The 25309-nt window shown below is 52.3% G+C and carries 25 protein-coding genes; 21 read left to right on the forward strand and 4 right to left on the reverse strand.

Translation table 11 applies throughout. From position 1 onward, the window contains the following. From I2D94_RS02945 to I2D94_RS02960, 4 genes are read left to right on the forward strand one after another with little or no spacing between them, the layout of a single operon-like run. Positions 1-513, forward strand: a complete 513-nt coding sequence (locus tag I2D94_RS02945) for a hypothetical protein (RefSeq protein ID WP_195395556.1) — start codon at positions 1-3, stop codon at positions 511-513. Between the two features lie 3 nt (positions 514-516). Continuing rightward, positions 517-1233: a hypothetical protein gene (locus I2D94_RS02950; protein ID WP_195395557.1), complete on the forward strand. Its 717-nt coding sequence runs from the start codon at positions 517-519 to the stop codon at positions 1231-1233. Between the two features lie 13 nt (positions 1234-1246). Next, positions 1247-2017: a hypothetical protein gene (locus I2D94_RS02955; RefSeq protein ID WP_195395558.1), complete on the forward strand. Its 771-nt coding sequence runs from the start codon at positions 1247-1249 to the stop codon at positions 2015-2017. A 1-nt stretch (position 2018) separates the two neighbouring features. Then, a complete protein-coding gene (locus I2D94_RS02960) occupies positions 2019-2978 on the forward strand; it encodes a MucBP domain-containing protein (RefSeq protein WP_195395559.1) in 960 nt (319 codons plus the stop codon). Positions 2979-3152: 174 nt separating this feature from the next. Here I2D94_RS02960 and I2D94_RS02965 read toward each other — a convergent pair whose 3' ends face one another. Continuing rightward, complete coding sequence (locus I2D94_RS02965; RefSeq protein WP_159432814.1) at positions 3153-3698, reverse strand: signal peptidase I; 546 nt, start codon at positions 3696-3698, stop codon at positions 3153-3155. 129 nt (positions 3699-3827) lie between these two features. Between I2D94_RS02965 and srtB the strand changes: the two genes are divergently transcribed. From srtB to I2D94_RS02995, 6 genes are all read left to right on the forward strand, one after another. Beyond that, complete coding sequence (gene srtB, locus I2D94_RS02970; protein ID WP_072685084.1) at positions 3828-4601, forward strand: class B sortase; 774 nt, start codon at positions 3828-3830, stop codon at positions 4599-4601. Between the two features lie 224 nt (positions 4602-4825). Continuing rightward, positions 4826-6091 carry a hypothetical protein gene (locus I2D94_RS02975; protein ID WP_195395560.1) on the forward strand — a complete coding sequence of 422 codons (1266 nt, stop codon included), beginning with the start codon at positions 4826-4828 and terminating at the stop codon, positions 6089-6091. A 247-nt stretch (positions 6092-6338) separates the two neighbouring features. After that, positions 6339-7289 carry a hypothetical protein gene (locus tag I2D94_RS02980; protein ID WP_072685082.1) on the forward strand — a complete coding sequence of 317 codons (951 nt, stop codon included), beginning with the start codon at positions 6339-6341 and terminating at the stop codon, positions 7287-7289. 8 nt (positions 7290-7297) lie between these two features. Then, positions 7298-7882, forward strand: a complete 585-nt coding sequence (locus tag I2D94_RS02985; RefSeq protein WP_195395561.1) for a hypothetical protein — start codon at positions 7298-7300, stop codon at positions 7880-7882. 10 nt (positions 7883-7892) lie between these two features. Further along, entirely contained in the window at positions 7893-10016 is a 2124-nt protein-coding gene (locus tag I2D94_RS02990; RefSeq protein ID WP_195395562.1) for an AAA family ATPase, read from the forward strand. A gap of 311 nt (positions 10017-10327) precedes the next feature. Next, entirely contained in the window at positions 10328-11458 is a 1131-nt protein-coding gene (locus tag I2D94_RS02995) for a toxic anion resistance protein (RefSeq protein ID WP_195395563.1), read from the forward strand. Between the two features lie 275 nt (positions 11459-11733). Here I2D94_RS02995 and I2D94_RS03000 read toward each other — a convergent pair whose 3' ends face one another. Continuing rightward, positions 11734-12624 carry a LysR family transcriptional regulator gene (locus I2D94_RS03000; RefSeq protein ID WP_072685079.1) on the reverse strand — a complete coding sequence of 297 codons (891 nt, stop codon included), beginning with the start codon at positions 12622-12624 and terminating at the stop codon, positions 11734-11736. Positions 12625-12739: 115 nt separating this feature from the next. Between I2D94_RS03000 and I2D94_RS03005 the strand changes: the two genes are divergently transcribed. The 3 genes from I2D94_RS03005 (at position 12740) to I2D94_RS03015 (ending at position 15346) form a co-directional block, all read left to right on the forward strand. Then, the gene (locus I2D94_RS03005) at positions 12740-13345 is read left to right on the forward strand and encodes a chromate transporter (RefSeq protein ID WP_229056729.1); all 606 of its coding nucleotides are present in this window, start codon (positions 12740-12742) and stop codon (positions 13343-13345) included. Beyond that, positions 13342-13905, forward strand: a complete 564-nt coding sequence (locus tag I2D94_RS03010) for a chromate transporter (protein WP_072685078.1) — start codon at positions 13342-13344, stop codon at positions 13903-13905. Before I2D94_RS03005 ends, I2D94_RS03010 begins: the two co-directional genes overlap by 4 nt. A gap of 199 nt (positions 13906-14104) precedes the next feature. Next, positions 14105-15346 (forward strand): alpha-L-fucosidase, encoded by a 1242-nt coding sequence (locus I2D94_RS03015; protein ID WP_072685077.1) that lies wholly within the window; start codon positions 14105-14107, stop codon positions 15344-15346. Between the two features lie 251 nt (positions 15347-15597). On the opposite strand, the gene I2D94_RS03020 is transcribed toward I2D94_RS03015, so the two are convergent. Together I2D94_RS03020 and I2D94_RS03025 are read right to left on the reverse strand one after the other, a co-directional pair. Further along, positions 15598-16977, reverse strand: a complete 1380-nt coding sequence (locus tag I2D94_RS03020) for an MATE family efflux transporter (RefSeq protein WP_072685076.1) — start codon at positions 16975-16977, stop codon at positions 15598-15600. Between the two features lie 221 nt (positions 16978-17198). Beyond that, positions 17199-17807, reverse strand: coding sequence for a YigZ family protein (locus tag I2D94_RS03025; RefSeq protein ID WP_072685075.1), 609 nt, complete (start codon positions 17805-17807; stop codon positions 17199-17201). 208 nt (positions 17808-18015) lie between these two features. Between I2D94_RS03025 and I2D94_RS03030 the strand changes: the two genes are divergently transcribed. The 8 genes from I2D94_RS03030 (at position 18016) to I2D94_RS03065 (ending at position 24727) form a co-directional block, all read left to right on the forward strand. Then, complete coding sequence (locus I2D94_RS03030) at positions 18016-19389, forward strand: MATE family efflux transporter (protein WP_072685074.1); 1374 nt, start codon at positions 18016-18018, stop codon at positions 19387-19389. Between the two features lie 127 nt (positions 19390-19516). After that, positions 19517-20149 carry a hypothetical protein gene (locus tag I2D94_RS03035; protein WP_072685073.1) on the forward strand — a complete coding sequence of 211 codons (633 nt, stop codon included), beginning with the start codon at positions 19517-19519 and terminating at the stop codon, positions 20147-20149. Between the two features lie 267 nt (positions 20150-20416). Further along, positions 20417-20842 (forward strand): YdeI/OmpD-associated family protein, encoded by a 426-nt coding sequence (locus tag I2D94_RS03040; protein ID WP_195395564.1) that lies wholly within the window; start codon positions 20417-20419, stop codon positions 20840-20842. A gap of 132 nt (positions 20843-20974) precedes the next feature. Beyond that, on the forward strand, positions 20975-21394 hold the full coding sequence (locus tag I2D94_RS03045; protein WP_072685071.1) for an Hsp20/alpha crystallin family protein: 420 nt from the start codon (positions 20975-20977) through the stop codon (positions 21392-21394). A gap of 69 nt (positions 21395-21463) precedes the next feature. Next, positions 21464-21880, forward strand: a complete 417-nt coding sequence (locus tag I2D94_RS03050) for an Hsp20/alpha crystallin family protein (protein ID WP_072685070.1) — start codon at positions 21464-21466, stop codon at positions 21878-21880. A 299-nt stretch (positions 21881-22179) separates the two neighbouring features. Next, positions 22180-22752, forward strand: coding sequence for a manganese efflux pump (locus tag I2D94_RS03055; protein WP_072685069.1), 573 nt, complete (start codon positions 22180-22182; stop codon positions 22750-22752). Between the two features lie 11 nt (positions 22753-22763). Next, the gene (locus tag I2D94_RS03060) at positions 22764-23339 is read left to right on the forward strand and encodes a TetR/AcrR family transcriptional regulator C-terminal domain-containing protein (RefSeq protein WP_195395565.1); all 576 of its coding nucleotides are present in this window, start codon (positions 22764-22766) and stop codon (positions 23337-23339) included. A 215-nt stretch (positions 23340-23554) separates the two neighbouring features. Further along, entirely contained in the window at positions 23555-24727 is a 1173-nt protein-coding gene (locus I2D94_RS03065; RefSeq protein WP_195395566.1) for a phosphoribosylaminoimidazolecarboxamide formyltransferase, read from the forward strand. The last annotated feature ends 582 nt before the right edge of the window (positions 24728-25309 follow it).

The following is a 25309-nucleotide window of genomic DNA, read 5'->3' on the forward strand; positions in this document are numbered from 1 at the left end:
ATGAAAAAGAATTTCTGGAAAAAGCCCTACGGAGCAATCGCCTTGATCATGGCACTCGTTCTGGGCTTCGCCGTCAATCCGTCGCTGGCTTATTTCACGGATTATACGACGGCTGCCGGCACCGCTCCGGTTGCGCTGGAGCCTTCCCATACGGAGATCATCGAGATCTTAAACGGATTGGATAAACAGATTCAAATTAAAAATACCGGAACGTCGGAAGCGTTTGTCCGGCTGCAGATTTTCTATCCTGCGCTGGACAATCTGGATGTCAAGATCACTGCCGGCGCCGGCTGGGTTTGGGAGGAAGCGGAAAACTGCTGGATTTATACAGAAGTGCTGAAGCCGCAAGCGAGCACCACGATCGTTCAGGTGGATGTCGACGAAACGAAGGCCGGAAGCCTGACGCAGGATTTCCAGATCGTCGTCGTTCATGAAAGCGTTCAGGCGCTCTATGACGGCGATCATCCGGATTGGAACCTGAGCTGGTCCCATGGAATGGAAAAGGGGGAATAAGCGGTGCGTAAAATAAAATATGGTCTGATCGCCTGCGCGGCCGTGCTGGTCATCGCCCTGGGCGTCGGTGCGGCCCGGGCAGTTCCGGCAGCCCGCAATGAAGAATATACGGCTGAAATCGCGACCAGCGAACTAACGGTCGGGCTTGTGGAAAACGGCGTGCTGATCCCCAACGAAGGCGAACTGTTGACGAATACGTTTAAGGAAAACGTCATTCCCGGCAAGAATTACACCGAAGAACTCAGCGCTGTGAATACCGGCGAGGTCGAGGAATATATCCGCGTCATCGTGACCCGGCGCTGGGTCAAAGTGGTCAAAAACGAAGATGGATCGACGACGGTGACCGAGATTCCGGAAACGGAACTGGATCCGGCGCTGATTCGGCTGTCGCTGAAGGATACCGACTGGATTGTTGCTCCTGCCTCCGGAAACAAAGAACAGGTTGTTCTCTATGGAAAACACATTGTAAAAGCTTCGGAAACGGTGATGTTCAATACAGAAATCTCCGTCGATCCGAAAGTCGCTTCAATCCTGACCCACACCGGATCGGAAAATGGATCGGTCGTGTCTTCTTATGATTACGATGCGGACAGCGTGCAGCTTCAGCTGATCGCCGAAGTGGACGCCGTGCAGATCAATAACGCACAGGACGCGATCTTAAGCGCCTGGGGCGTGAAGGTCAACATTGCGGATGATGGAACTTTGAGTTTGGCGGAATAGGAGGAAAGTTAACATGAAGATGATGAAAAAAGCCATGAGCTTTCTGATCGCCGCCGGATTTCTGATCACGCTGGCAACGCCGGTATCCGCAGAAAGTCAGACTGGATCGGATCAATGGCAGGTCGCGTTTGACGGGCAAAAGATGAAAGCCAATTATACCGCCGCGGATTTCGCTGACTCCTTCAGCGATCTGCAGCCGGGCGATACTGTCAGCATTGAGATTACACTGAAGAATGTCTGCGGGGAAAAAGCAGACTGGTACATTCAGAACAATATTCTGGATATTTTTGAAGAAGCGGATGCGGCCGATGGCGCGTATACCTATCAGTTAACCTATACGGAACCGGGTGCTTCAGCTGTGACCCAGGTGCTGTACGACAGCCGCTCAGTCGGCGGGGAAAGCACGGAAGGCGGCGCGGGCTTAAATCAGATCAATCCGACGCTGGGCAGCGATTATCTGTATCTGGATACGCTGGCGGATGGCGAACAGGCCAGAGTAACGTTAACCTTGGGACTGGATGGGGAAACGCTGTTAAACGCCTATCAGCGCAAATCAGCGGCCTTGTCGCTGTACTTCGCGGCAGAGATTGCCGAGACGACCGTAACGGTCAATGAAACTAAAACGAACACGATCGTGAATACCGTGGTGAAAACGATTGTTTCCCCGCTGACTTCCGATGGAAGCTCGCTGCCGCTGCTCGGCGCACTGGCCGTTGGCGCGGTGATCGTGCTGATCGTGCTGATCGGAATCTATAAACGCAGAAAAGCAAAGGAGGAACGGTAAGATGAAGAAAATGATGCGGGCGCTTGTCACATTCCTGACGTTATGCTCGTTGATCGCCAGTCAGGCTGCGGCGCTGAGGGCGGAAGAAAATCAGGGCTATGGCTATTCGCTTACGCTGTCCTCCGGTTCCGGAGCCTTTACTGAAATCATGGCTGATGCGGTGACGGTCAACGGCAATCCGGTTCAGGCAACCGCAACGGATCATGAAGTGACGATTTCCGGACTGCATTATGGCGACGCCGTGCAGCTGAATGTTCAAACTGAAGGCGCGGTGACGCACGCGGATGGTCGATATCATGTCCGCGGCTACCGCCTGAGCGGGCGCGACGCCGTCGTGGAAAACAATGAAGTCATTACGGTAAAAGGCGACGCCAGCTACGTTGTGGCGTACAGCGTACCGGGGAATCTGGTGGCTTACACGATTCATTACGAAGACGCCGAAGGACAGACGCTGGCCGCTTCCCAGACATTCTATGGCACGATCGGCGATCCGATTTCGGCAGCCATGCTGAACATCGACGGCTATGTGCCGACGCCGGCTTGCCAGCAGCTGATTCAGAACACGCGTCTGGCTGCGGAGAGCGCGGAGAATGAATTTACGTTTATCTACGAAGCCTCCGCCGTCCGCACGACGACCAACACGAACGTGGAGACCGTAACGCGCACGGAAGAAGTGACGAATACAATCGGGGTTCAGGTCAACAATCCGCAGCCGCCGGTCAATAACGGCCAACAGGAGCAGCCGGTAGAAGTTGTAGAAGATAACAACACCCCGACGGACGGCGGCCAGGAAGTTCCGCAGCAGGAAACGGTGGAAGAACCGGTAACGCCGCAAACCGGCGGCCAGGCGGCAGGCGGAATGAATCTCTTCATGATCGGCGGTATCATTGCCCTGATCGCTGTGATCGGATTGATTATCGTGGTTATGAAGAAGGAAAAAGAAGCTGACAGCGAGGAATAAAGGAGAAAAGAGTCGGTCCGGATTTATTTCCTCGTCAGAATGATTTAAAATGGAAAGGATTCCGGCGGGTCCATTCTGAAAAAACGATACGGACAACAGAAGTAAAAACAGAAGGACATCGCAGGGTGTCCTTCTGTTGTCTGACTGATTAAGAGGAATGGAAATATGAACTTGCTAAGACCGGGTAGGCTTTTTCAGCTGATCGCCCAGAAACATCAGAAGGGCGGCGGCCGCCAACAGCGCAAGCATGATGAATTTGCCGGAAGGACTGGATAAAAACAAAGCCAGAGGGCCCAGCCCGGGAAAGACCGCGACGACTTTGCCAATGAAGCGGGCATACGCGACCGGTTCGCGGTCTTCCGCCTGATTGGCGTCGCCCTTTGTGATCAACTGTGAATGTTCCGATTGATTTTCCACGACCCGGTGGGTGACGACGGAGGATGAAGCCGCGCCTGCGCGGAAAACGATGACCTCGCCGCTGGAAACGGCAGCGGGATCCGCCGATTTTGCGCAGACCAGACTGCCGGTGGGAATACCCGGTTCCATACTGCCGCTGGTTATGGCGTAAAGATGAAGCCCGGAAAGCGGGGGCAGGGTCAAAAATAAAATCAGAAACAGTGAAACTGAAATCAGAATCAGACCGGCGCCATGATAGACAACGCTCAGCCGGCGCTGTCCTGGCGAGGATAAATCCGTTTTGATTTGCGGTTGTATTTTCATATTCAGACTCCTAACGTTTATCTTCATTGTAAAGCGATTTGACGGGCAGTGTCAAATTAAAAGACAGAGGGAAGCGAGGAAAACGTCAGTGAGCGTTGTCAGCGCTTCAGACAGAAAGGGGGGAGCAGGATGAAGCAACGAAAAAAAACCGGACAGGAGCGTTTGATCTTTGCCGGTATGGCTGTCTGCATCGGCGTGTTGGTTTACTGCGCTTTTCAATTTAGCCGTTATATTGAGGAAAGCCGGAATCATCAGAAAGCCCGGGAAGAGGCTGTCAGCCGCTATGTGAGCGCGCAGCCGGCGGGTTCTGAAGATGCTGCGGACTTTTCTGTGGATTTTGCCGGACTGCGCTGCGTGTCAAAGCATGTGGTCGGCTGGATCCGCATTGCCGGATTGGAAGTTATTGATTATCCGATCGTTCAAGGCTCTGATGATACATATTATCTGCGCCATACCTGGGATGACCGCGTCAGCCGGTATGGAGCGATTTTCATGGAATGGGAGAATCAGCCGGACTTTAACGACCTGCATACGATTCTCTATGGTCACAGTATGAACGACGGAAGTATGTTCGGCAGCTTGAAGCAGTATGCCAATGCGGATTTCTATTCCCAATTCGGCGGAGAGATTACGATCAGCCTGCCTGCGGAAACACGGAGATATCGGATATTTTCCGTTGAATATGCGCAGCCGGACGCGTTTAACGTCTATACGATCGGCTTTGGTCACGATGAAACCTACGCGGAGTTCATCCAGGGCTTTCATGAACGGGCGTTATACAAAACCGATGTGGAAGCAACCCGGGCGGATTCGGTTCTGACGTTGTCGACCTGTTCGGATAACGGGGAGCGCCGGTTTGTCGTTCATGCCCGGCTGGAGTCTGTCCAGCCGCATAATTCATGAGAAAGCAGGGCGATCCAGCTCTGCTTTTTTTTACCGCATCGTGAAACCGGAGCTTCGTGGAAATCCTTGAAACCTGTGCTCGCGTTTAACACGTCTTGTGGACATTGAGGAAAGATTTATCAGGAGAAAATAATAAATTCTATAATTATATATGATTTGTGAATAATTTATTCGACAGGTTTGCGCCTCCATGATAGACTAAGGAAAAGGGAGGAAACTTTGATATGACAATGCAGGTCAGCTTTGAAAAAATCGACGTCACCCCGGCGCTGCCGGTCCGGCTTTCCGGCTTCGGCAAGATCCGCTGGGCACAGACTGCCCATGATCCGCTGTATGCCCGTTTGCTTTTGTTCAGCGGGGAACAGGAGACGCTGTGGATCCAGATCGACTGGTGTGCGGCGGACGCCATGCTTTACCAACAGATTGCGGAATTAACGGGGATTCATGCGCCGCATCTGATCCTTTCTTCGACGCATACGCATTCCGGCCCCTGCGGCACGGTGCGCTGCGATCAGGGAATTCTAAAGGGACTGGAACCTGTTTTCGGCGAGTATAACGCCTGTTATGTAACGGAAACCGCCCGGCGGATTGCGGCGGGTGTCGAGCGGCTGCGGACGCAGAAACAACCGTTTGCGTGGCGGATTCTGCGCGGTACCGTCAGCGGGTTGGGGACCGACCGGCATGATCCAACGCTGCCAAGCGATCAGGACGCGTTTGTTCTGGAACTGATCACGCAGGATAAGAAACGCTGTCTGTGGACGCGCATGGCCTGTCATCCGACGGTGCTCAACGGTGAAAATCTGATGTTGAGCGCAGACTTTCCGGGCGCGTTGGAAAGCTGCTTCGCGGATGCGGAGATGGTCGCCTTCGTCAACGGCAGCTGCGGCGATATGAGCACACGGTTTACCCGCCGGGAATCCAGCTTTGCGGAAATGGAGCGAATGGCGCAGCTGGCGGCCGATCAGCTGAAAACGCTGCTGAACCAGCCGGAGCCGCTGTCCCCGGGCGCGAATCTGACGCTTGAGGTTCATCAGAAAACCTTCATGGTTAAGGCCAAGGTCCTCGATTCGGTTGAAGTCGCGGAAGAAAAAGTAAGGACGCTGAGCGCACAGGTCAAACAGGCACGCAGGGAAGGCGCTGATGCCAAAGCACTGCGTTTATTGGAATCGCTGAAAGAAGGTGCAGAGAATAATTTACTGTCCTGCCGCAACGCTTCCGGTCTGCGCGAGATCCCGCTGTCAATTTCCTGCATTCAGCTGCCTTCCGTCAAGCTGATCACCGTGCCGGTCGAGCTTTTCAGCAAGCTGAGCAATCCGGTGAAGGCGCGCTGGAACGCGGAATTCATCGGCTACACCAACGGCTATTCGCTGTATATGGCGGATGAAAACGCCTATGACCAGCAGTTCTACGAAGCGATGAGCAGTCCGTTTGAAAAGGGCGCCGGAGAACAGCTGATCCGTGAGATCGGCGACTGGCTGGCAACGTTATAGAAAGAACTCCCGGAATGGGGTAAAACAGGAATCCGGAGGATATAGATGGATTTCAGCTTTATTTCATCGGTGATTGAGATTTGCGGGCGGCCTGTTTCAGGCCGCTTTTCAAATCTTTGTCTTGAGTGCGGTTTGAAGCGTCATAAGCGTGAACGATTTCCCGCGCACACGTTTTAAATCATGGTATAATAAACGCGAGTTTATAAAATCAGACTAGCGCTCCAGAACTTGAGCAAGGGGGAACAAAATGAGAAATTCCTGGATATTTCCGGTGTTGTTTTTTATGATTATCTTTGGATTTGGCGGGATCTTCAGCGGCCTGCTTTTTCCGCTGATCATCTTTTTCATCATTTATAAATCAGTGACAAAGAATAATGAGGAGCGGCAGACAATCCGCCGGCGTTCTTCTTCCGGACAAAGCCGCACGCGTCTGTCCGGCCGGCAGAGCGATCTGGTCAACGAAGCGCTGAGCCGCTATTTCCGCACGCATGAAAAGCTGCCGCTGCTGGAAGAAATCAGCCTGCGGCCGGAAAAGGCGGAATACACCGGACTGCGCAATCTGGTCCTGCTGAAGGACGACGACTGCATCGGCACGCTCGACGAGTTCGGCGAACGCTATCCGCGGTTGTATAACGAGATTCTGCGCTTACTGGTGGAGTTCGCCAAACAGCCGCAGACGGAAGAAAAACCGCAGACCACGGCTGATCAGAAACCAGAAGTCCCGGCGGAAGAAGCCGATTTGCCGCAGGCAGAGCCGGCCCAGCCGGAATTGGATCGGGCGGAAGCCTATATTGAAAAAATCAACGCTCTGAATACCGAGATTGCTAACGAGTCCATCACTAACGGCCTGTACCAGACCTGCGCGCTGTTGAAACATCTGGCGATCGCTGAGGAAAAATTCCCGGAGAATAAAGATAAGCTCGACAAGCTCTATCAATACTATCTGCCGATTCTGCTGGACATTCTGGAAAATTACAAGAACATCGGCCAGTCTGCGTCCAATCATGAAGATTTCCATGAAGCGGAGGATCGCCTGAACAAGACGATCATTCTGATCAACGAAGCGATGAAGACGATCAGCGCGACGATGGCGGAAGACGATTTGATGAGTTTATCCGCTGACATGACCACGCTGGAAGCCCTGTTGAAAAAAGATGGTCTGGTTCAGGAAGGCACGCTCTCCGGCGTCAGAAAGTAGGTGAATCCATGAGTCAGAAACGTAAAAACACCGATTATTTAGATGATTTGTTTGATAAACACTTCAATGATAAAGATTTCATGAATACCAACCTCGCCGATTTCGGACAGATGGTGCGCGACACGATCAATGAGGAAGCCCGCAAACAGGGCTACGATACGATGAGCGATCTGATCAGCGGCGAGATTCAAAAGGGTCTCAGCGGCAGCCGGACCCGCAAACGTCCGGTCAGCGCCGCCGTGCATCGCCGTCACGGCCGTTACCGCACGCGCTATGAGTATGTGCGGGAGATGCTGGAAAACGTCGTGTATCCTCCGCGTCAGCGCGGCTATTACCGCGATGGGCATCAGGATGCACTTCAGCGCTATCTGCGCCGCATGGCGATCAACCAGAATGATATGATGATGTATGAAAAGATCGTCGACGAGGAAATCCGCAAATATTACCAACAGAATTCCCGTCAGCGAAGCAATAAATATGACGAGGGCTATTACGACGGCCTGAAGCTCGTCGCGCGCGCGTTGAAGCAGTCCCGCGATTTGATGATGGAAGAGATCAGCGACCGGCTTGCGGCCGCGCTGAAAGTCTATTAGAGGATAATCCATGGCGAAGGATAATGAAAAAAAAGATCTGGAACAGCTGATGAATTCGATGTTCCGCGGTCACCGGCTGAATACCGTTTCGGCCGAAGACTATCTTGAACAGGTTAAAAAAAGTCAGAATGAAGTGCAGACGGGTCTGGATCAGGCACAGGCACATCAGAAACAAGCGGAGGATACGCTGAGCACGACGGAAAACGCCGTCGATCAGCTCAACGCGATCCTGCATCAGCAGAGCGAGGATTTACAGAAACAAGCAGAGGCCCTGCGCGATCAATCCCGCGATCTGGGGTTTACCGATCAGGATTTTGCGAAGCTGCAGGCCGAGGTGCAGAAGGATTTCGGGATTTCGGTCGACGTCGAGAATCATCAGAAGCGGCAGGCTCAGGATCTGCGGGCTGTGCTGAATGGAATGCAGGAAGCCGCAAAACAGACGGAGACCGTCGTTTTAGGTCAGGAACCGTTTCTGGCGGATTTGGCGCGGGCTTTTTTCCGCCCGTTGGCCAGCGGGCAGCCGGAGGACCAGATGCGCAATGTATTTGTGATCAGCGGCCCGGCCGGCAGCGGCCGGCATCTGGCCCTGGCCACGATGATCAACATTCTGGCGGAAAAACACTGGCTGGCCAGTGCGGAGGTCGTGACGATCAACGGCTCGCATTATGCCGGCAGCGATCAGGAAAAAGTCTTCATTCAGGACATTTACGCGGCATCCTGCGCACCGGCGGAAGTGATCGTGATCGAACAGGCGGAAGCGCTGTATCCGCCGTTTCTCAACCAGCTGATGAAGCTGTGTCAAAATGAAGAAGTGACGTTAAACAAGCGCTACGTTTTGAATAAAGGAAAACAGCTGGTGGAAGCCGGCAGCTCGTTAGTGACGCAGACGGTGTCCACTTTGAAGCTGACGAACAAATATATCGTCTTTCTGACGACTTCACGCAAGGCACTGATGCAGAACTTCCCGAATTCGATGGTGGAACAGATTCTTGATCAGCCGGCAACCCAGCCGTTAAGTCAGGAGGTGCTGCTGACGATTTATCAGCGGTTATTAAACGAAAGCGTGCAGACCGCGAAGAAACAGCTGAACGTGACGCTCCTGTTGGACGACGATGCGGCGCAGAAACGGCTGGCGGTTCTGGAAACCTCTGCCGGGGCACTGGCTCTGGAAAAAGATGTGCGTCAGCTGAACGCAGCCTTAAACGAGCTGTGCCTGAAGCAGCCGGAGCCGGTTTTAAAGGTCCGCGCAGAAGCGGGACAGGAATGGGTGTTTGAAGTGAACGGCCAGCGGTTGGCGATTTCGGATCTGATCCGGCTGGAAAAGGACGATCTTGACGCGATCCGCAAGGAAATGGACGCGATCGTCGGTCTGCAGGAAGTCAAGGACACGCTGCGGTCGATGGAAGAACATTACAAAGTGACGCAGCTGCGGCAGAAACAAGGGTTAAAAGCCGCCCCGCTGTCCCGCCACATGATCTTTACCGGCAATCCGGGGACAGGCAAGACGACGATGGCCCGGCTGGTCGCCCGGCTGTTTAAGGCGCTCGGCTTGTTAACGCAGGGGCAGCTGATCGAGGTCAGCCGCAGCGATCTGGTCGGCCGCTATGTCGGCCATACCGCGCCTTTGACCCAGCAGATCATCGAATCCGCGCTGGGCGGCGTGCTGTTTATCGACGAAGCCTATTCGTTAGTCCGCGGCAAGGACGACAGCTTCGGTCTGGAAGCCGTCGATACGCTGGTTAAGGGCATGGAAGATCACCGCGACGATCTGATCGTCATTCTCGCGGGTTACAGCCGTGAGATGGAAGAATTCCTCAACGCCAATTCCGGCTTGAAATCCCGGTTCCCGAATATTCTGAATTTTGCCGACTACACCGGCAGCGAACTGACGCAGATCGCTGTTTCGCTGGCGCAGGGCAAAGATTATGTGATCGACGAGAGCTGTCTGAATGATCTGACGATTTATTTCAACGCCGTCCAGATGAATTCCGCCGCCCGCAGCGGCAACGGCCGTCTGGCCCGCAACACGGTGGAAAAAGCGATCCTGAACCAATCCCGCCGCATTCTCAGCGACCCGCAGGCACGAATGGATCTGTTGCTTCGGGAAGATTTCGATCTCGAACTGTCCGCATGAATGCGGGTCTATGAACAGCGGTGAGAAAGATGATAAATCAGCGAAGTCTCCAAGACTAAAACAAGCTGTCCTCTGCGGCAGCTTTTTCGTTGAACGCTGCGGGCCAAGGTTTAAAATCAGAAATTGTGGCAAGCGCGGAAGGGAGGGGAAAGGGTTTGATCGTCTGCCGCTGTTTCCTTGAGAAACTGGAAAGTTTCGCAAATGAACAAAATTGATTGCGGCCGACATCCCTGAGTTTCTTGACAAGCGGAAAGCGACCGTCTAAGATTAAAGAGGTAGATAAATAAATTGATAGAAAAGAGGAATTATCCATGGCTGAAGAGAAAATTACGCTGACGCTGAATCCCCAGATCACAGAAGAAGAAACCGTTGCGGAGCCGGCTGTGCAGCTGGAGACTGCCGATCAGCAGCAGGAAGTGAAATTAAGTCCGGAAGAACAGAAAATGGTCGACGACTTTTCCAAACAGATCGACGTTACCTCGTCCACAACCGTGCTGCAGTATGGCGCGGAAGCCCAGAAAAAAATCGCGGATTTCTCCGATTCCGCTCTGCAGAACGTCAGAACGAAGGATTTAGGCGAGGTTGGCGAGATGATGGCGGATCTGGTCGGCGAGCTGAAAGGCTTCTCTGCCGATGAAGAAGAAGAAAAAGGCTTGTTCGGCATGTTCAAGAAAACGACGAACAAGATGGAAAAGATGAAAGCCCGGTATGACAAGGCCGAGGTAAACGTCAATAAGATTTCCAAGGCGCTGGAGGATCATCAGATCACGCTGATGCGCGACATCGCTCTTCTGGATCAGCTGTATGAGAAAAACATGGTTCATTTCAAGGAACTGACGATGTATATTTTAGCGGGCAAGAAAAAGCTGCAGGAAGTTCGAAGCAAGGATCTGCCGCAGCTGATCGCCGCCGCGCAGAAGAGCGGTTTGCCGGAAGACGCGCAGAAGGCGAACGATCTGGCCAACGCCTGCGATCGGTTTGAAAAGAAGATTCACGATCTGGAACTGACGCGCACGGTCGCCCTGCAGATGGCGCCGCAGATCCGTCTGGTTCAGAATAATGATACGCTGATGACGGAAAAAATCCAGTCGACGCTGGTCAACACGATTCCGCTGTGGAAAAGTCAGATGGTGCTGGCGCTGGGCCTGAACCACTCCAAGCAGGCGATGGAAGCTCAGCGCGAGGTCAACGAGATGACCAACCAGCTGCTGAAGAAGAACGCCGACACGCTGAAAATGGCAACGATCGAAACCGCGAAGGAATCCGAGCGCGGCATCGTCGATATCGAAACGCTGCAGCATACCAACGAAGCGCTGATCTCGACGCTGGACGAAGTCGCTCAGATTCAGAAGGAAGGCCGCCAGAAGCGGATCGAAGCCGAAGCCGAGCTGCGCAAGATCGAAAAAGAGCTCAATCAGAAGCTGCTGGAAATCAACCGCTGAGCCGGCGGTTTTCAGATACGTCAAAACAAAACGGAAGTCCGGATGGAGTTCCCGTTTGTTTCGCAGGCGTTTTTGTGCGCAGAGATCAAGGATTAAAACAAAAAGAATTCCTATCTTTGCCGGAGTGAAACCCGGACGGAGCGGAATTCTTTTTTATTTTCACACTTTGCGCTGCGGGCAGATCTGTTTGCGAATGTCTGCGCAGTGATCAACCCTGGATTAAAAATAGCGAGACCCCGCGGCATCGTGCAATCCTGCGTCAGGATTGGCTGGAATTATTGCGGGGAAAGGTTGGAGTATTCCTGACAGACCTCAATAAATGCTTGAGCGGAGGGCGTCAGGTATTTGTTGCGGTGGTGAATGATGCTGCAGGTGCGGTTGGGCAGCGGGGAGGCCAGCGGCAGCCCGGCGATCGCACCGCTTTGAATTTCGTTTTTGACCAGCTCATACGGCAAAATCGAGATCCCGATGTTCTCCTTGACGGCGTTGATGATCGAGCGGGTGCTCGTGCTTTCCCACAGCGGCGTGATCTGAACCTCGGCCGTGACCAGCAGGGCGTCGACGACCTCGCGGGTACCGCTGCCCGGTTCTCTTAATAATACCGGGTAATCGGCAAGCGCTTTGACTGTGCATTTGGGACTTTGAGTCAGCGGATGCATTGGGGCCGTAATGACGATCAGCCGGTCGGTGTAAAACGGTACGCAGACGATATCCGGCGAATACGACAAGCTTTCCACTAACGCCAGGTCAAGCTGGTTCGTCAGCACTTTGTCTTCAATGATCCGTGAATTGTCGATCAGAACCTGCGTGCGGATCTGGGGAAACCGCAGGTTGAAGCGCCGGACTAACTGCGGCAGCATCTGCGTCCCGGTTGAGATACTGGAACCAATCCGCAGCGTTCCCGCGCTGTCCCAGTTTTTCAGCTGCGTCTCCATATCGTCGAACGATTCGATGATGTGGCTCGCATAGCTCAGCATCTTATTGCCCGATTCCGTCAGATACAACTTTTTGGAGATCCGGTCGAATAAGAGAATTCCATAGTATTCCTCCAGCTGCCGGATCGCCAGCGAGACCGCCGGCTGGCTCAAATGCAAGCTTTCCGCGGCCTTGGTGATGCTTCCCGTGCGGCAGACTTCAACAAAAATCCGCAGATGACGCAGGGTCATAATCAACGCTCCTTCCTGAAATCGAATTCATATCAAAAATGATATGTTATTTATAAAATTATATTATTGTCTTTATGAGAACACAAGTCTTATAATAGAGCGGGAGGAAGAAGAGATGACACAAATGGAAGAGAAGAAAAAGCCTTCAAAATTACAAATGTATGCGAAAATGTTCGCTTCGACATTTACGTTAAGCATGTTTACGTTCGGCGGCGGGTTCGTCATTGTCCCGTTGATGAAAAAGAAGTTTGTCGATGAGCTGCATTGGATCGACGAGGAAGAAATGCTGGACATGGTGGCGATTGCCCAGAGTTCCCCGGGCGCGATCGCGGTCAACGGTTCGATCATCATTGGCTACCGGCTGTTAGGGGTGCCGGGCGCGCTGGTCAACATCGTGGCGACGGTGCTGCCGCCGTTAATTATCTTAACGATTATTTCTTATTTCTATGCGGCGTTCCGCAGTTCGCCGATTGTCAGCGCCGTGATGCGCGGCATGCAGGCGGCGGTGGCGGCGGTCATTCTGGACGTCGTCTGGAACATGTTAAAGGGATTAGTGAAAGAAAAGAACGTCGTCAAGTATTTCCTGTTGGTCGCGGCGTTCATCGCCAGCGTTTACTTTAAGGTTAACATCCTGATCATCATCGTCGTCTGCGGCGCAATCGGGACAGTGGATTACATGACGCGGGAGAAGAAAGCGAAAGAAGGGGAGGAACAGAAATGAATATCTTTATCCAGCTGTTTCTGAGCTTTTTCCAGATCGGCCTGTTCAGCATCGGCGGCGGCTACGCGGCGATGCCGCTGATCCAGAGTCAGGTCGTTGAAATTCATCAGTGGCTGACGATGACGCAGTTTGCGGATATCATCACGATTGCGGAAATGACGCCGGGACCGATCGCGATCAACTCTGCGACGTTTGTCGGCACGCATATCGCGGGTCTGCCGGGCGCGATCATCGCGACGATCGGCTGCGTGGCCCCTTCCTGCATCATCGTCTTATCCCTGGCTTACGTTTATACCAAATATAAAAACCTGTCGTTGATGAAAGGCATTCTGTCCGGTCTGCGCCCGGTCGTCATCGCTCTGATCGCTTCGGCGGGGCTGTCGATCTGCAAGCTGGCGTTCTTCAAAGAAGGCGCGGCGGGCTTCGGTCTGGAATTTCTTGACCCGCAGAATCTGATCTTCTTTGCGGCGGCGTTCTTCATTCTGCGCAAATGGGAACCAAGCCCGATCAAAGTCATGGTCGGCGTGGGCGTGATCAGCGCGCTGCTGAGCTTTATTTAATCCATTTCTTTTGAAAGGAACGGACACACGCCGTTCTTTTCTTTTACCTGTTATGTCAGAAAACCGGCTGCGGACTTTGAGAAGCGCTGAGGGCTGCCACGCAACGGCGCCCGCTTTGGACAGATCGCGAAATTCCAGTCGTTTTGCCCCTGAAATTTTGATACAATAAAAGCAGAGAGAAAGAAAGAGGGCTGTTATTATGAGTATTCCTGTACCGGCAAAATACATCGCCGACTTTGAAAAGCGCGGCTTCGGCATGTTTATCCACTGGGGACTGTATTCCCAGTTAGCGCAAGGGGAATGGACGATGAACCTGCATCATATTTCCCAGGAAAAGTACACCGAGCTGTTCAACAACTTTACGGCGGAGGACTTCGATGCAAAGAAGATTGTGGCGCTGGCCAAACAGGCGGGCATGAAATACATCACGCTGACGACGCGGCACCACGACGGTTTTTCATTGTACGATACCCGCGGTTTGACCGATTACGACGTCATGCATACACCGTGCGGACGGGATCTGGTCAAAGAATTTGTCGAGGCCTGCCGCGAGGAAGATATCCTGCCGATCCTGTATCACACGACCTTAGACTGGGTTCATCCGGATTTTGACGCCGATTTCGACGCTTATCTGGAATATCTGTCCAAGTCGGTGGAGATTCTGTGCACACACTATGGGAAAATCGGCGGGCTGTGGTTCGACGGCAACTGGTCCAAGCGCGATGCGGACTGGAAGCTGGATGAGTTCTACGGCATGATCCGGCGGCTGCAGCCGGATGCGATGATCATCAACAACACCGGTCTGTCCCGTCAGGGCGAAGCCGGTCATCCTGAGCTGGATTCCGTTACGTTTGAACAGGGTCAGGCGACGCCGATGGATCGCGAAGGCAAGGCCAAATACATCACGGCGGAAATGTGCCAGACGATGAACCGGCATTGGGGCATCGCGGCGCATGATCTGGATTACAAGAGTCCGCGTCAGATGATCGAACGGCTGTGTCATGCCCGCAAGGTCGGGGCCAACTATCTGCTGAACATCGGGCTGACCGGCCAGGGCGGCGTTACGAAGATGACGGAAGCGTTATTGGAAGTCATCGGCCAGTGGACGGCGATGGCGAAGGATTCGCTGTACGATGGCAAGGTGTGCGATATCCGCTGCAGCCATGAAAAAGACTTCGTGCTGGAAAAAGACGGGGCGGCGTATGTGTATGTCCACGATCTTCCGCTATTGGGGCCGAAGGACGTCGTCGCGGCGTATGAAAGCACCGATGAGGATCATTCGCTGTCCAAACTGCACCGCAAGGTCAAATCGATCCGCTGGATCGACAACGGCGAGGAATTATTGTTCAGCCAGAAGGATGACGTCTGCAGCTACCGCGCTGTCGGCTTCCCATATGGCAGCCACTGGATTGTGCGTGTCGCCAAAGTGGAGTTTGAATAAGCCGGGGCTTCGTAACTTTTAAGCAAGCTTAACTCAACAAAACATAAGATAACGCTTTCCAAGATCTGAGAATTAAACTGGGATAGGAGACCGAATTAATTTATAGTGGAAGCAATGATATAAAAGCTGGCCATATCCAGCCTGAATTCAGGCTGAGCATGACCAGCTTTTTGTTTTGGTTTGAATGAAAATTCGAGCGCAGAATCCAAGGCTTTTAAGTTTCGTGAAATTCCAAGTCTGTTTTAGCGATATTAATAAACCCGCTGCTTCCACAGGCCGGTTTGATAGCGCCGGCGGCAGAGCACAAACCGCAGCACAAAGTCAACAAGCAAGCCGATCCACGGTCCGATCACACCCAATCCGACCGGATAACATAAGAGCCAGGACAGGGCCGGGCGGATGATCGTGGTCGAAACTAAGGCATACACCGCGATTAAGCGTGTGTCCCCGGCTCCGCGCAGCGCGCCGCCATACACCGTCATCGCGCTTAAAGAAGGGACGCTGAGCGCGAACAGTATCATAATCCACGATCCCAGCCGGATGATTTCCGGATCCGCGGTAAACATTTGAATCAACGGCGCGCGAAACAGGATCAGCCCGGCCACCATGAGAACCGCCATCGTCATCGCCAGCCGGTTGCAGATCACAGTGACGCACTCCGCCCGATCGCTGCGCCTGCGGCCTAAATTCTGGCCGACTAAGGCCGCCGCGGCGGCCGCAAAGCCGTCGTAGCAGCTGAAACAGATGTTGCAGATATTCATGCAGATCTGATGTGTCGCAAACATCTTGGTACCCAGGCCCGCGACGATTAAGGCATACAGGAAGAAACCCAGCCGCATGCACAGCTGTTCCACAAACGCGCTGAACGAAATCTCGCCGACCGGCGCCAACACCTCCCGGCTTGGCAGCCAGCTTTTTTTCAACGTCAGCCGGAGCTTGCTTTTGGGACTGACCAACGACTGGACGCTCATTAAAAACGCGATGAAGCAGCCCAGTGCCGTCGCGATCGCCGCGCCCGCCACCTCTAAGCGCGGAAAGCCAAAATGTCCGCCGATCAAAAGATAATTGAAAACCACATTGATCCCATTGGCCGCCAGATTGGTGCGCATCGAGATCTTACTGTTGCCGGCGCAGCGCTGGGCGGCGTTGATCGTCATCCCGATATTGCCGAAGAACTGGCCGACGATGACAATCCGGAAATACTGCACCGCCAGATCAATCGTGTCCGCCTGCGCGCCCGCGAATTGGATGTAAGGCCGGGCAAACAGAAACGATAAACCGCAGACCAGCGCCGAGATCAGCACGGACATCAACAACGACTGCCGCAGACAGGTATTGGCGTCGTCCAGCCGGTTGGCGCCGATCCGGCGGGAAATGATCGCCGTGATGCCGACGTTCAGGGAAGCGATGAACGCAATCGCAATAAATTTCGGCTGGTTGGTCAGGCCGATCGCCGCAATCGCGGTTGTGCCCAGAGTGCTGACCATGATCGTATCGACCAGCGACGCCAATCCGACGAAGATCGATTCCACCGTCGCCGGCCAGGCCAGGTCGATCGTTTCTTTCAATAAATGTCTGCCTTCCTGGGGATCGAAGCCGGAGGGCAGAAACGGCTGAAGCTTTAAATTCATTCGTTATTCCTCTATCGTTCAGACACAGTGTCTGAAAATCTAATTTATTATAACACCGCCCCTGCGCTGCGGGAAGCACAAGAAAAAAGTCTGCTTTTGAACAAGCTGAACGATTCTGAGGAAACCCGGTTACTTCGTTAGCCGGCAGTGCCGGCTGTCAATGAATCGGGATACACAGCATTACTTCGTTAGCCGGATTGTCTGGGGAAACCAATGAAGCGTCAGCCGCAATCCTTTTCCACCAGCTCCCGCGCCAGCCAGCGGCAGGGGTAACGTCCGCTGGTCAGCTCCTGAATTTTTTCGATTAAGGAAGAATTTGTCGTTAAAAACTCGTAGACCACCTGTTCGCCATACTCTTTTGCCACGATGTCCGCCTGATCCTTTAATAAATAATCCAGCTTGCCGATCAGGTCGTAGGAAAACGTCAGCGTGTAGCGGTCCATCTGGATCGTTTCCACCTTCGGCGCCAGCTTCAGCGTTTCGCTGACCGATCGGGAATACGCCCGAACCAAGCCGCCCGCGCCCAGTTTGATTCCGCCGAAATACCGCACCGTGACGGCGCAGCAATCCTGCAGGCCGCTGAGCTTCAAGGATTCCAGCATCGGGACGCCCGCAGTCCCGCCGGGCTCTCCCGCGTCGTTGGAACGCTGCAGTTCGTTGTGCTGCCCGGCGATATACGCGTAACAATGATGATTCGCTTCCGGATGCAGCTTCCGGATTTCCTGAATAAACGCCTTGGCCTGCACTTCATCCAGACATTTGCGTACATAACAGATAAATTCCGACCGTTCGATCACGATCGTGTGATGAAAATCTTCTTTCAGCCGCATGCGATCACCTCTTGGTTTTCATCTTATCATGATTTCAAGCCGCAAACAATCCTTCCCGTTTTCATCGTTTTAGGGATCGAAGCTTGTTCTATAAAACAAAAGAAAAACCGGAACACCCATTCCCGGCGAAATCCTTTTGAAATAAGACTTGTAGAATAAGCCCAATTCAACTAGAATAAGACTATTGATTTAAGAAAGCAGGGGTTTTATGAGTAAATTCAATTCCGATAAAATGGGGACCATGCCGGTCGGCAAGCTGCTTTTCAGCATGTCGGTGCCGGCGATCTTTTCGATGTTGGTTCAGTCGTTATACAACGTTGTCGACAGTATTTTCGTCGCACAGGTCAGCGAAGACGCGCTGGTCGCGGTTTCGATCGCCTTTCCGCTGCAGATGCTGATCATCGCGCTGGCGCTGGGCGTCGGGGTCGGCACCAATGCGCTGATCGCCCGCCGGTTAGGCGAGAAACGCCGGGAGGAAGCGAATATTGCGGCGAATACCGGAATCGTGCTGTCGTTGATCAACATGGCGCTGTGCATGCTCGTCGGTCTGTTTCTGGCCAAGCCGTTTGTCGGCCTGTTTACGCAGGACGCCGCGGTGTTTGCGATGGGGTCGCAGTATTTGATGATCGTCATGGTATTCTCAGTCGGCGTCATGATTGAAATGACCTGTTCGCGCGTGCTGCAGGCAACCGGCAACATGATCGTGCCGATGATTTCGCAGCTGATCGGCGCGATTACCAATATTATTCTTGATCCGATTTTCATCTTCGGTTATTTCGGCGTACCGAAAATGGGCGTGGCCGGCGCGGCGGTGGCGACGGTTATCGGTCAGATCCTGGCGATGATCTTCGTCTTGATCGTCTTGAAAGTCGGCACGCATGAGGTCGATATCGCGCCATGGCGGCATCATCCGCAGATGCAGGCGGCCAAGGATATCTACCGCGTCGGGATTCCGACGTTTGTCATGAACGCGATCGGTTCCCTGACGACGACTGCGATGAACGCCATTCTGATGAGCTTTTCTGCAACGGCAGTGGCGGTTCTGGGCATCTATTTTAAGCTTCAGTCGTTTGTCTTCATGCCGATTTTCGGCTTAAACCAGGGTGCCATGCCGATTCTGGGCTACAACTACGGCGCGGCGGATGAAAAACGCTTCACCCGCACGCTGGCGCTCTCTTTCGGCGTGGCGGTCGCGATCATGCTTGTCGGCACGGTGCTGTTCTGGACGATGCCGGAGATGCTGCTGAAGCTGTTCAACGGCTCTGATCAGATGCTTCAGCTGGGCGGCTATGCGCTGCGGGTGCTGGCGCTGTGCTTCTTGCCGGCGGCCTGCAGCATCATCATGACGACGATGTTCCAGGCGTTAGGCAAAGGCATGATGAGCTTGGTCATGTCGTTATTGCGCCAGCTGGTATTCATCATTCCGCTGGCCTGGATACTCGGCCAGCTGGGCGGCCTGGGCGCCGTCTGGTTCTGTTATCCGGCGGCGGAGCTGCTCGTCGCGCTGATCTTCGTGCCGATCGCTTTAAAAACGATAAAGAAAAGTTTTGAAGCGGAACGGCAGGAAACCGGGGCATATTAATAAAATACCGACGCGGCGCATAGACATGATCCGCGTTGTGAAAGTCATTGAAAACTTTGGATTTCCAATTCCGGTAAGCTAAAAAAACAGCCGGCATAACGCAGACAGGGAGGTCGCGAGTCTGATCATGAAAAAAGCATGTATCTTTTTATACGGCGCTTCGGCGGCGCTGATGATTATCAGCACAATCTTTCAGCTGCAGCATCACCTCTACGCCAAGCTGGGCTATCTGGCGATGGCGCTGGGCGTGCAGCTGATCGGTCCGCTGGCGGTCAAAGGGTTGAAATTAAAAGACGCCTGGGGTTTGTTGTTCTGGACGCAGCTGTTCATCGCCGTCGCGATGATTATCGGCAATACGCTTAACGGCTATGCCATTCCCTGCTTTGACAAAGTTCTGCATTTCAGCTCCGGCATTCTGATCTGCGCCGGGATCACACTGGTTTATTGCTGGCTGAAACAACAATGGACGGAAGACTCGCGGCGCCATTACCTTTTAAAATGTCTGTCGATTCAGGGGATCAACATGATGATCGCCTTTCTGTGGGAATGCTTTGAATTCGCCTGCCTGATCTTTCTGAAGATCGACGCGATCAATCACTACACCCAGGGCGTTTATGATACGATGACAGATATGATCGTCTGCTTCTTAGGCGGCCTTGTCTTTCTGACCCTGCTGACGCGGCATGAGCGCAAAGGAAAAAACGATCCGCTGACCGCTTCGCTGAAGACGTTTTATCAAACCAATCTCAAAGACCGTTAAAAAAGCGGCCGATTAAAAACTGTCAGGGACTTCTACGCAGAAGACTGGCAGTTTTTATTTCGTTTTTTCAAGCGTTTCTTCGCGGGAAAAGACAAAAGCAGGATTAAAATTCAGACAAAGCGGAGAAACCGCCGTCCGGATCCTCTGTCCTCTTACGCAAAAACCGGCAAAATCGAACAGCGCTGATCAGACGGTTCTGCCGCAGAAAGGCGGGAAAATAAAAATAAATTAAATCCGCCGAGGCATACTAGAGGCCAGGAGGAAATCATGATGCAGATTGAAGGAATCGTCCGCGCTGTTCCGCAGCCGCACCTTGAAATCAAGACGGAGACCATGCCGGAAGGGGCGCTGATCGTCATGCTGGGAACCCTGTTATTCAAACAAAAGGCGGAAAGAAAAGGCTGTCTCTGGACACTGGAACTCCCTGCGGAAGCTTTTTCCCTGCAGCCGCTCACCGCCGGCGGCACCGTTGAAATCTGGCTGGCTCCGGAAGCCGGCGAATGCCTGACGCGCTGTCCTCAAGCCCTGCAGGAAGCCCTTCTGGCCAATCGAAGCGCTTGTTATTTTTTTCAGCTGCTTGATCCCTGGCAGCGGGAACGAATCATGAATTATGCTGAACAAGGTGCAGAGGAACAACGAATTCGCCGGATTGACAAAATCATCGCGATGCTCTATGAAAGACGTACTTTGTGAACTTGTGAAAGTAAAATAAGAAAATTAGCACTTATCTATTGACAGTGCTAAAAACTGTGATATACTAAAATTGCAAGTTGGGAAAGACCCAATGAAGCCAGGAATAAGACAGATAGAAAGAGGCGATTCAAGATGAGATTTGTACCGAACACCTGGATGGACAACTTGGCCGACGAGGTTCTTAAGGATCCATTTTTCAGAAAGAATAACGTCCCGGCTGTCATGAAAACCGATATTCGTGAGCGAGAAGATGGCTATCTTCTGGATATTGAACTCCCTGGATTTAAAAAGGAAGAAATCAAAATGGAACTGGAAGACGGTTATCTGACGATTGCGGCCGCCCGCACAGCTTCCAATGAAGAACGAAGCGAACAGGGCAAGCTCGTTCGCCAGGAACGTTTCAGCGGCAGCTGCACCCGGACCTACTTTATCGGTGAGGAAATGAATGTCGAGGATATTAAAGCCCGCTATGAGAATGGCGAACTGAAGGTCTTCGTCCCGAAGAAGGATCCGCAGGCGATGCAGACCAAAAAGACCATTTCGATTGAATAACTTCTCTGAGCAATCAGAGTTCTGATCAGGCAGGATCGCATAAGTTGAAAACAGAAAGAGGTGTGATGTATGAGATTACTACCGAGAATGATGTTTGACGACTTCTTTGATGACGTGTTTGACGAACCGCTGCTCCACCGCAACGCAATTACGGCGATGCGCTGTGACATCCATGAGAAGGACGGCAGTTATCTGCTTGACATTGAATTGCCAGGCTGCAGCAAGGAAGACATTAAGATGGATTTGGAAGACGGCTATCTGACGGTTTCCGCTATCCGCAATACCAATAAGGAAGAAAAGGATGATCAGGGCAATGTAATCCGCCAGGAGCGGGTTCAGGGCTCCTGCTCCAGAAGCTTCTATGTCGGCGAGGCGGTGACACCGGAGGATATCAAAGCTCACTATGAAAACGGCGAGCTGAAGATCGTTCTGCCGAAGAAGGATGCGCCGGCTGTGGAAAACAAGAAAACCATTATGATTGAATAACCCGGGCTTAGAATCAGCGGATCGCAAGTGCCGCTGATTTTTTCTTTTTGCGCTTTTGTCTATTCAGGGACAAAACCCGGCGTTTCGGCTGTTGGAAGTAAGCAATCCATTTTCATAAGATTGCAGCGAATGGAAAATATCCGTCTTGCTGAAGTCTGAGTTAATCCGCCGCCATGCCTGCCGTTTTAAAAAGCAGGCTGGGAATCCGGAAGAATTGACAGAATCTGACGATTGTCTATCGCATCCCTGTTCCCCTTCGGCTATACTGGGTCTGTAAACAATAAAGGAGGGAGAATCAGGTGAATACACTCGAAATTCTGGTCACCTGCCTGGCTTTGTCGCTGGATTGCTTTGTGGTCATGATGGCGCGGGGCGCGATGATGAATCCTCAGGAACATCGCCGTTCGCTGATGAACAGTTTGATCTTCGCCGGATCCAGTCTGTTGATGATCGTGCTGGGGTCGCTGGCCGGTTCTCTGATCAAGAGCCAGCTGGTGCTGCATGTCAATCAGGTAATCGCCGCGCTGATCCTGTTTGCGCTGGGCTGCTTCCTGCTGATTCAGGCATTTCGTCAAAAAGCTTTCGAGGAACGTCACGACGAAAGCTTTAACTACAAAAAAGTACTGATCCTGGGGTTGCTTACCAGCGTCGACGTGTTCTTGCTGGGCACGAGTATGACACTGCTTCAGACAGACTCGATTCAGGTATGTCTGATTTCAACGCTGGTTACGCTGGTCTGTGTTGAGCTGGGACAACAGATCGGCTATCGGCTGGGGCTGGCCTATCGCCGGACGATCTTCACGGCGGGCAGCGTCATTCTCTTTTTGATCAGTCTCAAGATTCTTTTCCAGGTGCTGACGCATCTGCGGTAGGGGGGACGAGCATGGAAAAACGGGGGATGATGAAACGTTTTCTGGCTGAAAGCCTGAAAGAACTCATGCTGCAGAAAAGTTTTGAGAAGATCACGATTAAACAAATCTGTGACAAAACCGGCGTCATCCGGGCGACGTTTTACAATTACTTCGAAGATAAGTACGCCGCTTTAAGCTACATCATCTATCTGGATACGGTGGAAACCGCACTCCCGTATATTGAAAAGAAGCAATTCCTTCAAGCTGTCAAAGCGATGCTCGATAACTTTGTGGAAAACCGCGAATTCTATCAGATCGCATTTCGGATCACGGGTCAGAACAGCTTTGAAGACTTGTTTGAAGAAAACGTCCAGCAGCTGTTTACCGAGATGTTCCGCCGTTATGGCCGGCCGGAGCAGTTAGGCACGATGAGCGAGGAAGAGCTGGCCGGATACTTCGGCAACAGTCTGTGCTATACGGTCAATCACTGGCTGTGCCGCAACCGCAGCATGGACAGCGAGACGTTCCTGAAGCAATACGGCGCGGTGGTCACCAGCTCGATTTTCGATTTCCTCGATATGCCGCAAAGCGGCGGCAGCGGGCTGTGAGTTTTGGGCAGGCCATTTGTAAAGTTCCCTTTCAAAATGGGGAAAACTTCACGGAAGAAGGCTTGACACAAAGACGGAAGCGTGATAATTTTTAGACAGTTAACCGACTGACGGAAGTGGAATTGACCACAGGGAAGTTAATGCTAAGCAGAGCCGACCGTCTGGGCCATTGTGGACCAGCAGTGCGGCTTTTTTTCGTAAAAGGAGGAGAACAGATGAAAGAGTATCAGCTGAAATACGGATGCAACCCCAACCAGAAACCAGCCAGCGTTGATATTGAAGAAGGTGACCTGCCCTTTACCGTTTTAAATGGACGGGCCGGCTATATCAATTTGCTGGACGCTCTCAACGCCTGGCAGCTTGTCAGGGAATTGAAGGAAGCGACCGGCATGGCCGCCGCGGCTTCCTTTAAACATGTATCTCCAGCCGGCGCGGCGATCGGGCTGCCCTTGGATGAAACAATGAAAAAGATCTATTTCTGCGAAGGAATCGAGCTGACGCCGATTGCCTGCGCGTATATCCGTGCCCGCGGTGCTGACCGGATGTCTTCCTATGGTGATTTTGCGGCGCTGTCTGAGGAATGTGATGAAGCCACGGCCCGTTTCTTATCTAAGGAAGTTTCCGACGGTGTGATCGCTCCGTCTTACAGTGAAAAAGCGCTTGAAATTTTACGCGCAAAACGCAAGGGAACCTATCTGGTCCTGCAGATGGATCCCAACTATACGCCCAAACCAATGGAAAGCAAAGAAGTGTACGGCGTGCGTTTCCATCAGCAGCGCAACGATGTGAAGATCGACGAAAATCTGCTTCAGAATATCGTATCTGAAAATAAGGAATTGCCGGAGGGAGCCAAACGCGATCTGCTGATCGCGATGATCACGGCCAAATATACCCAGTCCAATTCCGTTGTTTATGCCAAAGACGGCCAGGCGATCGGGATCGGCGCCGGCCAGCAGTCCCGTATTCACTGCACGCGCATGGCGGGCAACAAAGCGGATATCTGGCATCTCCGTCAGCATCCGAAGGTATTGAGCTTGCCGTTTAAAGAGAAGATCCGGCGGCCTGACCGCGATAACGCGATCGACGTCTATATTTCCGACGAATGGGAAGACCTGATGCGCGAGGGAAGCTGGCAGGAAGTCTTCACGGAAAAGCCGGAGGTCCTGACGGCAGAAGAAAAGAAAGCCTGGCTGGCGCAGGTCAGCGGCGTCTCCCTGGCTTCCGACGCTTTCTTCCCGTTTGGTGATAATATTGAACGGGCCCGCAAGAGCGGCGTGTCCTATATTGTTGAAGCAGGCGGCTCGGTCCGCGACGATCATGTCATTGATACCTGCAACCGCTACGGTATCGTTCTGATCTTTAACGGCGTGCGGCTGTTCCATCATTAAAAAGTTCCATCATTAAAAATAAGAACAAGCATTCAAGTTTGTCATTCTGAAAATAAAAAAGCGAAGAGAAGGATATCCTGATCAACCGGGGACACTGCGCGGTGTCCGGCATTGGCTGAAAAGGATATTCTTTTCTTTATATGGAAAAGAAGAAATGATCTTGAATGAAACTGACCGGGCTTAAATTGAAGAAGACGATTGATTGAATAAACAAAACAGCGTGATTTAAATTGGAAGAAAGAATTAAAAATGGCGAGTTAAGAAATGAAGCAAAACGAGAATTACCCCTCAATCGAAAAATGAACAAATAAGCAAAAAGGCTTTAAAATAAGGGGGAAACAAAGTGAGGGGAGAAAATACAAAAAAAATAAAAAAAGATGTTGACAGAAAAGGGGTGATTTGGTAATATTAATGAGCACCTCGCGAGAGGGCGTCGATCTTTGAAAACTAAACAGGAAGAAAAGCACAAATACAACGTCAATTCATAAAGCAGCTATTCTAAGGAATAGTGAAGATAAAACAAAGAGCTAACAAACTCTGACAAATGGAGAGTTTGATCCTGGCTCAGGATGAACGCTGGCG

Origin of the sequence: Holdemania sp. 1001302B_160321_E10 (assembly GCF_015552275.1) — a bacterium.
GTDB lineage: Bacteria > Bacillota_I > Bacilli_A > Erysipelotrichales > Erysipelotrichaceae > Holdemania.